The organism is Paenibacillus sp. TSA_86.1 (assembly GCF_052691815.1).
Map to the genome: position 1 here is coordinate 452,670 of NZ_JBQZGE010000003.1, position 12,474 is coordinate 465,143.

Annotated in this window: 10 protein-coding genes; 8 read left to right on the plus strand and 2 right to left on the minus strand. The window is 46.1% G+C overall.

Features of this window, described 5'->3' with window-relative positions; translation table 11 throughout:
- Nucleotides 1-66 precede the first annotated feature (66 nt).
- The gene (locus ACUTVW_RS10980) at nt 67-2,973 is read left to right on the plus strand and encodes a ComEC/Rec2 family competence protein (protein ID WP_445645824.1); all 2,907 of its coding nucleotides are present in this window, start codon (nt 67-69) and stop codon (nt 2,971-2,973) included.
- Nucleotides 2,974-3,177: 204 nt separating this feature from the next.
- On the opposite strand, the gene ACUTVW_RS10985 is transcribed toward ACUTVW_RS10980, so the two are convergent.
- Complete coding sequence (locus ACUTVW_RS10985) at nt 3,178-3,480, minus strand: hypothetical protein (protein ID WP_434750060.1); 303 nt, start codon at nt 3,478-3,480, stop codon at nt 3,178-3,180.
- A gap of 349 nt (nt 3,481-3,829) precedes the next feature.
- On the opposite strand from ACUTVW_RS10985, the gene ACUTVW_RS10990 reads away from it, so the two are divergent.
- The 3 genes from ACUTVW_RS10990 to holA all read left to right on the plus strand — a co-directional run bounded on the left by ACUTVW_RS10990 (nt 3,830) and on the right by holA (nt 6,939).
- Complete coding sequence (locus ACUTVW_RS10990; RefSeq protein ID WP_154983218.1) at nt 3,830-4,378, plus strand: RNA polymerase sigma factor; 549 nt, start codon at nt 3,830-3,832, stop codon at nt 4,376-4,378.
- Nucleotides 4,375-5,664, plus strand: coding sequence for an anti-sigma factor family protein (locus ACUTVW_RS10995; RefSeq protein ID WP_445645825.1), 1,290 nt, complete (start codon nt 4,375-4,377; stop codon nt 5,662-5,664). Before ACUTVW_RS10990 ends, ACUTVW_RS10995 begins: the two co-directional genes overlap by 4 nt.
- Nucleotides 5,665-5,922: 258 nt before the next feature.
- Nucleotides 5,923-6,939: a DNA polymerase III subunit delta gene (holA, locus tag ACUTVW_RS11000; RefSeq protein ID WP_445645826.1), complete on the plus strand. Its 1,017-nt coding sequence runs from the start codon at nt 5,923-5,925 to the stop codon at nt 6,937-6,939.
- Nucleotides 6,940-7,126: 187 nt separating this feature from the next.
- Here holA and rpsT read toward each other — a convergent pair whose 3' ends face one another.
- Nucleotides 7,127-7,399, minus strand: a complete 273-nt coding sequence (rpsT, locus tag ACUTVW_RS11005; protein WP_024628504.1) for a 30S ribosomal protein S20 — start codon at nt 7,397-7,399, stop codon at nt 7,127-7,129.
- A gap of 174 nt (nt 7,400-7,573) precedes the next feature.
- Between rpsT and gpr the strand changes: the two genes are divergently transcribed.
- The 4 genes from gpr to lepA all read left to right on the plus strand — a co-directional run bounded on the left by gpr (nt 7,574) and on the right by lepA (nt 12,420).
- Nucleotides 7,574-8,575 carry a GPR endopeptidase gene (gpr, locus tag ACUTVW_RS11010; protein ID WP_445645827.1) on the plus strand — a complete coding sequence of 334 codons (1,002 nt, stop codon included), beginning with the start codon at nt 7,574-7,576 and terminating at the stop codon, nt 8,573-8,575.
- A 164-nt stretch (nt 8,576-8,739) separates the two neighbouring features.
- Complete coding sequence (locus ACUTVW_RS11015) at nt 8,740-10,032, plus strand: stage II sporulation protein P (protein WP_445645828.1); 1,293 nt, start codon at nt 8,740-8,742, stop codon at nt 10,030-10,032.
- A gap of 71 nt (nt 10,033-10,103) precedes the next feature.
- Nucleotides 10,104-10,460: a DUF3679 domain-containing protein gene (locus ACUTVW_RS11020; protein WP_445645829.1), complete on the plus strand. Its 357-nt coding sequence runs from the start codon at nt 10,104-10,106 to the stop codon at nt 10,458-10,460.
- A gap of 145 nt (nt 10,461-10,605) precedes the next feature.
- The gene (lepA, locus tag ACUTVW_RS11025; RefSeq protein ID WP_445645830.1) at nt 10,606-12,420 is read left to right on the plus strand and encodes a translation elongation factor 4; all 1,815 of its coding nucleotides are present in this window, start codon (nt 10,606-10,608) and stop codon (nt 12,418-12,420) included.
- Nucleotides 12,421-12,474: the final 54 nt, after the last annotated feature.

Below are 12,474 nucleotides of genomic sequence, written 5' to 3' on the forward strand. Positions count from 1 at the left end.
GGCTTCCGGGGGTTTTTTGTGTATGTACTGGCACGGGGGATGATAGGCAGAGGGGAGAGGGACGGAATGCAAGGCAGACCATTGCTTCGCTTTACGATCTTTTGGCTGTGCGGAAGTGGTATGGCATGTGTGTTGACAGGATGGACGTTATTTTGGGGAATAATTGGGGCTGTGGCATGTCTTCCACTCTTATTGCGTTTCATGAATATTCGTGGGTGGTCTATTCTTCTTCTACTCATCGCTTTTGCAGGGGGAATTGTGCAATGGGAGTGGAATGATTCTCGTAATTACAGCAAAATACCAGAATACTTACATCTGTCTAACGATGCCATTGATGGGGCTCAGGCCAAAATGGAAGGGAAGCTTGTATCGGATGTACAGGTGGATGGGGATCGGGCTGGTTTCGAAGTGCAGATTACATCTTTGATTTTGGATCATGAAACAGAGAACGTCACTGAGAGTAGTGCTATATCGCCAGGATCAATAACGTCACTAGCTCCACTGGCGTCACAAGTGCCCTCAGCCAGAATGAATGAACGAGTCATCGTGCAAGTTCGATTAATGGAGGAGCAGGAACAAGAGATAGCAGCTTCCTGGAAGCGAGGAGACAGGTTGATCCTGTCCGGTTCTTTGGCTCTCCCAGGTGAAGCCAGAAATTTCGGGGGATTTGACTATCGTAGCTATCTAAGGACGCAGTATATCCATTGGATGGTCAAGGTGAAGGGAGCCAGTGCGGTCAGCGCTGTGTCTCCAGAAGGGCTGGGGAAAATAAGTATACTGCGCTGGACAGATTCGGCAAGGCAACTGCTCGGTTCAGCGGTAGATCGGTTGTTTCCTGAGCCACATGCCGGTTACATGAAAGGGCTGATCATCGGCATGGCGAAGGATATTGATCCAAATACGTATGGTCAATTCTCTCAGCTCGGACTAACCCATATCCTCGCCATCTCGGGTACACATGTTGCGGTGTATGTTGCTTCATTACTGATGCTTTTATCATGGCTGAGATTAACCAGAGAGACAGCTTTAACGATTGTGCTGGTTCTCATACCAGCGTATGTATTGCTTTCGGGTGGGTCTCCATCTGTCATTCGGGCGGGCATCATGTCGATGATTGGACTGTACATGGCAAAGCGCGGATTGGCCAGAGATGGCATTCAGATCATCAGTGCAGCCGCTTTGCTGATGCTCTGGTGGAATCCCTACTTTTTATTAAATGTCAGTTTTCAACTCTCTTTTCTGGTGACCGCCGGGCTGATGATGTATATGCCACTTATCAACAGATTGTTCAGCAAATGGCCCAAATCGCTGGCGGCGACAGCTTCGGTTACGGTAACAGCGCAACTGATTTCTTTTCCGGTGACGATTCTGTATTTCAACCAGTTCTCATTGCTGTCCTTTGCAGCCAACTTTTTGCTGGTATCTTTGATTAGTGCGGTGGTGCTGCCGTTGGGGACGATTGCGATGATTCTGTCCTTCGTGTGGTTCCCGGCTGCGAAACTTCTGGCATGGATTGCGATTCAGCTGAATAAGCTCACCTTTTTTAGTGTGGAATGGATGAATAGTTTGCCCGGTTTTGTCATGATCTGGCCGTCACCTTCGCTGTTATGGATCGCAGCCTATTATGTCATTCTGTATGTGTTGCTATATTTGCTTCATCAGCGGAGCGGTGGTCATAAGCCGCAACATATAAATGCTGGAGAAGAGGATACAGCTCCGTTGGGTATACATAAACGAACCGTTGCCCAAGCGGCAGAACCGGGTCGAGGTTCACTTACTGTTCTTGGTGCCAGCATCGCTTGGCCTGAGTATGCGAGTGCTTTTACGTCTAAGGGTGCCGGGTTCTATAGCGAAGTACCTATGAGCACAGTTAAGCGAGGGTTATGCGGTGTGCTTGCGATCAGTTTTATAGCCGGATTATGGTGGGCATACCAGACGCCGCGGCCTGCGGGAACAGGTGTGGTGCAATTTCTGGACATTGGTCAGGGAGACAGTACTCTAATTATTACGCCAGAGGGCAAACATATTCTTGTAGACGGCGGTGGTACGGTTCGTTTTGGAGGCAGCGAAAATTCGTGGAAAACGAGGCGTGACCCGTATGAAGTAGGAGCTAAAGTCGTTGTTCCATTATTGAAAAAAAGAGGCATTCATCAGCTCGATGCCGTCATTGTAACCCATGCGGATCAGGATCACGCTGGCGGGCTGCAGGCTGTACTGGAACAGATTCCGGTGAAACGCTTGATGTTTAATGGAACAACGAGTGGAAAAGAGAAATTCGATCAGCTTCTGGATACAGCGGTGCAACGTCAAATCCCGCTATTCGCTATACATCAGGGCATGACCTATAAGCCGGATCAGGAAACAGCTTTATATTTTATCTCACCAGAGCGGAGTGAATTACTTGATCTATCAGGAGGGGTTCCTGTTCTTGAGAATCAGAATGGTGGGTCGGTTGTTTTTTTGCTGGAGATGGCGGGCACGTCGATGCTATTCACCGGAGATATGGAAGCAGCAACGGAACAGAACGTGCTGTATGACATTCAGGACGGTTCACTTGCAGCCTCTTTTCAACAACAAATTCAAGATTCGGCGGAGACCATTCGGAATAGCGGAACGGGTGCAGGTGTCGTGCGTAAATGGATGAACAGTGCGGCTGATATTAGCAAAAATGATGTTTCCTCCACAACTCCATCCTTATCCCGACTACGATCACACCTATCTATAGACGTACTTAAGGTTGCTCATCACGGTAGCAAAACATCATCCTCAGAAGCATGGCTTCAGTATTGGAATGCCAAAGCTGCACTGATCTCTGCGGGGGTAAACAATACCTATGGTCATCCCAATCCAGGAGTGATGACACGTTTGGAAGCAGTAGGTTCCCGGATTTATCGGACGGACGAGATGGGGGAAGTACAGATGAAGGTGAAAGCTGGGAAGATCGATGTGCGATATAAGCTGGCTCCGAGATGAGAGTGGTGAAGTAGCCAGGGGAATGAATGCTACACAAGCACGTTTGGCATGATGGAGATAATCCAATACCATCACTCTGTTATAGAATTACTATAAACACAAGAAAAGCCCGCTTTTCCGTTACTCTCTATAGAAGAGAATAACGGGAAAGGGGCCTTTTTTACATATCCGTTCCAATTAATGAATATAAATGAAAGTATTTAATTACTCCACGCCGTCCTTGAAATGTTTATCCCAGTGTTTATCACCTTTGTGCAGAATATCTTCAACCGTTTTTTCCAGTGTCGCCAGTAGCTGTGCTCTGACATCCAGTACCGTTTCTCTGTACAAGCGTTCTTCCGATCCGACAATTTTATCGCCGTACAATGCTTGTGCTGCTACGTATTTCCGATGTTCCTCCACCAAAGTATCAATGGATTGTAAGGCATGTTCCACAAAGTGGGAAATGCTTTGATATTCCTTTGGCATTTGTTCTTTTAATTCTTGAATTTTCGCTAGAGCTGGCATGCTCATCACCTCGTCTTATGAATGTAAATTTACAATACACCATTTTCATGAAAAATGCATTAAAAAAACCTTAAATTTGGACAAATTTCGACTTTTTTTATTTTTAGGGCTCAAAAAGTGCTTAATTATAATGTATGCTATTGCAATTGTTTTGAGTCGTGTAAGTACTGGAATACATGATGTCAGACGTTTGGTGACTACGTTTGCATTTTCTGTTATTCTAAGATAAGATTCGGCGGCCCTTATACATAAGCCGTTATTTTGTGATGGAAAATTAAAATATACTTAACTTTGCAACAATTTTATCGATGATTACGTCAGTAAGGTTGCAGGGAGAGGGGGATCCTTTGTGGTAGAGCCGGAACTCATCAGAGCCGCTCAATCGGGCGATCGCGACGCTCTAATTACCCTATTGCGGGAGATTGAACAGCACGTCTATCGTACCGCATATTACATTTTAAATAATGAACAGGACGCCTTGGATGCTGCTCAGGAAGCGTTAATTCGAATTTACACCAAGATTAACTCTTATGAAGAAAAAGCCCAGTTCAAAACCTGGGTGCAGCGCATCGTGACTAACATCTGCATTGACAAGTTCAGAAGAACCAAGCCTTCTGTGTCTATTGATGAACATGAAATGGTTTTTCAGGATAAGCAGGATGTGGAGTTCGAAGTGATGTCCACGTATGTGGCGAAAGACATTCAAGAAGCGATTAACAAGTTGCCAGAGCATCATCGAACCGTCATTGTTCTAAGATATCTGCAAGATTTATCCTATAACGAAATTGCGGATTGTCTCGATCTTCCGCTAAATACAGTGAAGTCTTACTTATTTAGAGCCAGACAACAGTTACAAAATCTACTACAGGAGTATCAGAAAGGTGGTGTGACAGGATGAAATGCGAAGAGGTGGTGGAATGGATGCACCGGTATCTGGATCATGATCTGGGCGAGGCCGAAACGGCACAGATGCTACAGCACGTGGCCAAGTGTCCGGAGTGCGCCGAAAATTTTAGTATGCTCAGAGCTCTATCCAGGGAACTGGAAGATTTGCCGCAAGTAAGCCCCAAGTTCAGTCTGGTTGATGCGATTATGCCTCAGTTGGATGCGATGGACGAAGCCCGTAAAGAACAAAGCAGTACCGTGCAAGAGATGAGTCCTGTCCCTGCGGCATTTGAGAATTTACAACGTTCAAGTTCAAGTGAGCAGAAAGCAAAGACCAAGTGGTTTAATTCGATGGCAGGACGTATGTCTGTGGGTGCAGCAGCCGCGGCGGTTATATTGGGATTTGCCATCTGGGGGCATCAGCCAGAGCAGATTGAGAATGCAGACTCTATGATGTTGAGATCTGGCGCATCGCAAGATAACAATGGTAACGAGGAGCCTGTACAGAGGATGTATCTAAATAGTGATCAAGCAGACACAACGAATCAAGCAGAAGGTAGTACGATTGCACCTGACTCATTACATGATCCCGTGACGGAAGGTTCTGCGCAACCGAATGCGGATCAACCTGACGAAAGCAACGGAACAGAACTGAAAGCTCCAGATGCTTCAGATAACCAAGAATCGGCTAAACCTTCCACAGAGGGGACAGCTTCACAGGATAAAGGCAATCAAGAGGTAAATTCAAGACCTTCTTCTGACACTTCCAGTAATCAGAAGAGTATGAATCCAAATCAGGGAACGGAGCAGAAAAAGCCGGATACAAGTGAAGCTGGTGCTTCCACTCCTAATGACAAGGATGGAAAAAGTACGTCCGATTCCAACGAGCAGCAAGACGACACATTTTCAGTTCAAACGATCATTCCTAACCAGGATGGTCCTGATCAACGCAGTGAAGCTGACAATTCAGGGACGGAGTCAGGTGCAGCTGGCGGTCATCAGGGACTTATGGCTCCTGAACAGGGGGGCAGCACGGCACTAACAACAGCAAAAGAATGGAAATCTCCGGATGGTTCCTATATTGTGATGTTGATGGGTGACCAGATAAGTGTTTATGCGAAGTCTGCGAATGATCCGGATGTTCTGAATCTAATTGAGCAACGGAATGTAGTGGGCACGTTAAAGTCGGGAAACTGGTCCAAAGACAGCCAGCAGTTTAATTATGAAATGGACAAAGACGGAACGACGACCAAAGACACGTTCAAAGTGGGTACGGCATCTAATGCTCCTGCAAAATAGTTCTGGATATGCTGTTCATTTATGAAATATAGAAAGCACTTTTCTAAGTGACAAGCATATACTGAGAGTAACTAAAGAATGCTTTATTTCTGTTCTAATAACTGACGTCGTATGACCGCACGCCGGCTATTTCTAGAATGGCTGTGCTTGCGTTTATATAGATGCAGAATAAGGGGCCTTTATCCATCCGTGGATAAAGGCCCCTTTGTTGTCTTGTATTTTTTCTGGTAGGATAAGAGAGATAAGGAGGTACGGTGAATGGATGTAAAAAGCGCAACAAAGGCAATTCGCAGCGGAGACACTGCGCCAATCTATGTGCTGTATGGAACGGAGAAGTATCAGATACAGCAATTTACGGAAATGTTAAAAGAGCAGGTTATCGAAGAAGAACATCAGGATTTTGCGATTATCCCTTATGACCTGTCTGAAACACCGATTGAGGCTGTCGTTGAAGAAGCAGAAACGGTTCCTTTCCTGGTTCCGCGAAAATTGATTATTGTGAGGGACACCAGCTTGTTTACAGCAGGAAAAGAGTCCAAAATAGAGCATCAGGTAGATCGCTTGATTACATATATGGATAATCCAGCTGATTACAGCACGATCGTTTTTTTAGCACAAGGGGACAAGCTGGATGAGCGAAAGAAACTGGTGAAGGCGGCCAAGAAGCAGGCCGTTGTGCTGGCCTTTGCGCCATTGAGTGGAGAAGAGTTGATTCAATGGACGGTCAAGCTTGCGAGACAACGAGAGGTTACCTTTGAAGCGGGAGCAGCGGAAACACTGATTAGTTACGCCGGGACGGGACTGCAATCCTTATCTGCCGAAGTCGACAAACTTTGTCTGTTTACAGGTCAAGGAGGAACGATTCGAAGTGCAGATATTGAATCACTCGTGGCTCGAAGTACGGAACAGAATGTATTTGCACTGGTGGAGGAACTGGCTAACTTGAGGCTGGAAAAGGCATTGACTCTCTTCTATGAACTTTTGAAGCAGCGGGAAGAACCGATCAAGATTGCCGCGCTAATCGCCCGTCAATTCCGCATTATGATTCAAGTTAAGGAGCTTGGGCAGCAGAGCTATTCACAGCAACAGATTGCCAGTCAGCTTGGCTTGCATCCCTATGCAGTCAAAATTGCCGGGGAGCAAGCTCGAAAGTTCGATGCTGATCGTCTGCGGAATATACTTAGTCACTTGGGTGAGCTGGATTATCAGATGAAAACAGGAGCTGTGGATAAGGTGCTAGGCTTGGAGCTGTTTTTGTTAAGACTTGGTGCGTAACCCATGTGAGATAGCAAAAAAACAACCTGAATGTATGTTCTTTGTATGCGGAAACCATCATACAGAGAAAGACCTCAGGTTGTTTTTTTATGCTTATGTTCTTTTTACTTGGCGGAACAGATGCTAAAAAATCCTGAAAGCCCATGCTGTTCAGGATTTTTCCATTGGTTCGTATAAGTAACGCTTCTTACGCTTGTGCGGAAAGAGCGTTCAGTTTTTTCGCCAAGCGAGACTTTTTGCGTGCTGCAGCATTTTTATGAACCAGACCTTTAGTTACAGCCTTGTCCAGCTTTTTGGAAGCAGCTTGAATCGCAGCTTTAGCAGTGTCAACTTCGTTGCTTACCAGAGCAGCATCAGCAGCTTTAACAGCTGTACGGAGTGCAGACTTCTGAGAAGCGTTAAGTGCGCGGCGCTTGTCGCTCGTTTTTACGCGTTTAACAGCGGATTTGATGTTTGGCATTACATTCACCTCCTGTAAGGCATTTGCATGAATACAAACGTTTCACAACTTAAAATATTCTATCACGCTAGCATGTAAATTGCAACAGATTTTGCATCGTTGTTCGGCATGCTGCATAAAGTAAGGCTTTTTCCCACACAATATCCTCAAATGGAACAAGGGAGGCAGGCACAGATGACACTGGATTTGCAAAATTATACCGTTCGCACCGATTTGGCTATCGATTCCAAAGAAATGGCGCAAGGAAGCCAGAGACAGACCATTCCTGGACTGCGTGAGGATGTGGATACTAAAGATGGTATTACCATTACCCGGATCGATGTTTTAAATGATGAAGCAGCAAAAACAATTGGACGTGTCAAAGGTCATTATGTCACATTGGAGGTGCCTTCCCTTCGAAACGGAGATACCAACTTGAAAGAACGGGTAGCTGCCCAGTTTACGCGGGAAATGGAAGCATTTATGACTAAAGCAGGCATTGGTAAAGATTCCAAGGTACTGATTGTAGGCCTCGGAAATCTAAATGTCACTCCAGACTCTCTCGGTCCGTTGGTGGTAGAGAATTTGATGGTTACCCGGCAGTATTTTGAATTGGTACCCGATCAAGTTGCACCAGGGTATCGTGAAGTCAGCGCCATTGCTCCGGGTGTACTGGGTACAACGGGGATTGAATCGAGTGACATTGTGCAGGGTATCGTTGAGCGCACCCGCCCCGATGCCATTATCGCTATTGATGCACTTGCTTCCCGCTCTCTTGAACGTGTGAATACAACCATTCAGGTGGCGGATATTGGTATACATCCAGGCTCAGGCATCGGAAACAAGCGGCGTGGATTAACCAGGGAAATCCTTGGTGTTCCTTGCATTGCGATCGGCGTGCCAACGGTATGTTATGCCTCTACCATCGTGAATAATGTCATTGAAATGATGCGTTCCCATTTTCGCCAGGAGACGGATCAGACGAAACAGATCATGGGTATGCTGGATGACATTGGTGAAGAGGATCGCTTGAGTCTGGTCAAAGAAGTGCTTGAACCACTCGGGCATGACCTCATCGTTACACCGAAGGAAATTGACGAGTTTATTGAAGGTATTGCCAACGTTATCGCAACGGGGCTGAATGCGGCACTCCATGAGGCAGTCGATCCAGGTAACGTCGCGGCTTATACTCACTAGAGCGTACCTAATAAATCAATTGTCTAAATAAGCAGAGGGAGGTCCGAATCTATCGGACTTTCTTTTTTTGTTCACTTTATCTTTCTACTTCCTGTTCTATCATATTGCACACGCTCATAGAGTTGAAGTATAAGAGTTGTCCTGCAAGGGAAGGAGACATAAGGATGAACAAGATCTTGGCATGGAATATCGGCAAGTGGAAAAAAAGATGTCTGCACGTGCTGGCCATGGGCCGTACACTGTTGCTGCTTATGATGATATCTGCCCTCTTTTTTGTTGCACTGGGGCTTGGTGGAATGGCGGAAAAAAGGCTCAATAACTCCCCTGTTTCTTCAATGAAAGGATTTGCAGGTTCGGTCTCCAGCCGATTCTTTGTAGATATGTTAGGCATGGAGATGCCCCATCTGACGCAGAAGGAACAGAATGCTGCGATCTCCGGTGAGAATCTAACCTCTTTGGTGTTTCAATTGCTTACCAATGTGAATCCACAAGATCCCAAAAGTTTGATCGCACGAGAGATGCCAGGCATGGGGGCGAATCAGCCTGTCATGCTTAGGCCCGGGTCTGGAAATGCCAAGGCCGAAGCACCGGAAGACTATCAGCCAGATCCAGGAATTACGGAAACAGCCGCTTCAGGTGGAGGTAAGCCAGGAAGTGAGTTACATGTCCCCCCGGGACAGGATAATGCAGGTGTTCCCGGTGAGGATGATCCAGAGAACGGAGCAGGAAATGAAGAACCGCCATCCAAGGGAAATGGCCAAGGCAAGGGCAATCCGGCAATGACCAAAAAGTCGGTTCTCATCTATCACTCTCATCCGCGTGAAGGCTATAATCCGTTACTTGGCACCAATAGTGACAATCCTTCCTCTGGTAAGTCGACAGGTAATGTTTTCCAAGTGGGGACCTATTTATCGGATAGCCTGGAAAAACTGGGCGTTGGTGTAGAGCACGCGAAGGAAGATTATCAGACTAAAATTAAAGACTACAACTGGAACTTCTCATATAAATATTCACGGCAGACCGTCAAAGCGGCGCTTGCTCAGAATGATGAACTGACATATTTAATAGATATTCACCGCGATTCCCAGCGGCACAAAAAAACGACAACAACCATCGGTGACCAGAGCTACGCCAAAGTGTATTTTATCATCGGACATGAGAATCCAAATTGGCGCAAAAATGAGGCCTTTGCTGCGAAAATTCACAAAAAGCTGGAAGGAAAGTATCCAGGAGTGTCCCGAGGGGTGTGGGGGAAGAATGGTGGAGGTGGCAACAATGGAGAATATAATCAAACCCTTTCCCCGAATAGCATTTTGATCGAGATCGGTGGCATTGACAATACAGCAGCTGAGTTGAAACGAACATCCAAAATTCTAGCGGATATGATCGCCGAAGTGTATTGGGATGAACAGAACGTAGATAAAGCAAATGCAAAGCCTGTATCAAAGGGTGGATAAGTGATGTGAACGTAAAACTGCAGCAATAGATTGACATGCTCCATTAATAAAAAAAGAGGGAGGAAGGCGAGATGTCCAGATTCGGCAAAAAAATGCTGTCTGTCAGTGTGCTTATGTTACTTGGTGTCCTGCTTGGCATGCAGCTGGCGGGGAGTGGTTTTCAGAAGAACAACCCTGTAGAAAGTATCCCGGTAATGGCGACCACAGAATCGGCCCCAGAGGAAAATAAGCCTGTATCAACTGAGCCTGTGCAGACAGAAATTAAGAAACCGTTCGTTCCTGTCCAGACTCCAAGCCAGGTACTTGGCGCAGATCAGCACAAGGCTTCAGTAGACGTTTTGGCGGAAAAAACGGCAGGGTTGCTACAAAACTTGTCAAACAGCGGCATCAAGTGGGTCGTCTCTCTTTTTGGTGGAGTAGATGAATAGAAGCAGACATAGTAAAGGTACACTAAACCTTCGAGACGTTTATCAAGTGCACTTTATTAAGAAGTTGCACATCATGGGATTGATGCACCTTGCAGCAACTGTTATAATGAAGTGATTGACACTAGGCTGTTTCTGGGGGTAAGGAATGACTGACATTCGGGAAAGACAACGTAAAATTCGTAACTTTTCAATTATTGCACATATAGATCACGGTAAATCAACACTTGCGGACCGGATCTTGGAGTACACAGGTGCGCTGACATCACGCGAAATGCAGGAACAAGTACTGGATCAGATGGATCTGGAGCGTGAACGCGGAATTACAATCAAACTGCAGGCGGTTGCTCTGAATTACAAAGCAGACGATGGTGAAGAATACCTGCTGAACCTCATTGATACACCAGGACACGTAGACTTCACATATGAAGTGTCTCGGAGTCTTGCTGCATGTGAGGGAGCGTTGCTTGTCGTTGACGCGGCTCAAGGGATTGAGGCGCAGACACTTGCTAACGTTTATCTTGCTTTGGACAACAATCTGGAGATCTTGCCTGTCATTAACAAAATTGACTTGCCAAGTGCTGATCCGGATCGGGTGAAGCAGGAAGTTGAGGATGTTATCGGATTGGATACCAGTAATGCTGTTCTGGCTTCGGCCAAAGCTGGCATCGGAATCAAAGAGATTCTGGAGCAAGTGGTACAAAGTGTACCCGCACCTGTTGGTGATCCGGACGAGCCGCTTAAAGCGCTGATCTTTGACTCTCATTACGATCCCTACAAGGGAGTTATCGTGTATGTACGTGTCGTTGATGGCAAGATTAAAGCAGGTTCAAAGATCAAAATGATGGCGACTAACAAGTCGTTTGAAGTGATTGAAGTGGGAGCGTTCAAGCCGCGCATGACAATGGTGGACGAGCTTAACGTTGGTGACGTAGGATTTATCGTGGCGGGTATCCGTCACGTAGGTGATACACAAGTCGGGGATACGGTTACCGATGCCAAACATCCGACAGCTGAACCGCTTCCGGGTTACCGTAAAATTAATCCAATGGTTTACTGCGGTCTGTATCCGATTGAGACATCGGACTACGTAGATCTGCGTGAAGCACTGGAGAAGCTGCAACTGAATGACGCTTCACTCAGCTTTGAACCGGAGACATCAAGCGCACTAGGCTTTGGATTCCGTTGTGGATTCCTCGGACTGTTGCATATGGACGTTATTCAGGAACGGATTGAGCGAGAATTCAATATTCCGCTGATCACAACTGCACCGAGTGTAATCTACCACGTAACATTGACTAATGGCGACAAGATTCAGATCGATAATCCATCTAACTATCCTGAAGTAGGACGGATTGATTATGTTGAAGAGCCGTATGTAAAGGCTGCGATCATCGTACCGAATGATTACGTGGGAACCATTATGGAACTGTGCCAAAACAAACGCGGCGAATACGTGAACATGGAATATTTGGACACCACGCGGGTTACGCTTACTTATGAGATTCCGCTGTCCGAGATTGTATATGACTTCTTCGACCAGTTGAAATCAAGCACTAAAGGTTATGCTTCTTTTGACTATGAGTTATCTGGTTATCGTCAGTCCAATCTGGCGAAAATGGACATTCTGCTCAACGGAGAACAAGTGGATGCCTTGTCCTTTATCGTTCACAAAGATCGTGCTTACAACCGTGGCCGCATTATCTGTGAGAAACTGCGCGAGCTGATCCCGCGGCAAATGTTCGAGGTGCCGATTCAGGCATCCGTGGGTACGAAGGTTGTTGCTCGTGAAACGGTAAAAGCAATGCGTAAGAACGTACTTGCCAAGTGTTACGGTGGTGACATCTCGCGGAAACGGAAACTGCTTGAGAAGCAGAAGGAAGGTAAGAAGCGGATGAAGCAGGTTGGTAACGTTGAGGTGCCGCAAGAGGCATTTATGGCAGTACTGAAAATTGATGATTAATAATGAATTTTTAGGTACAGCACAGAATTGTGTGTATGAAATTAAATTCTAATA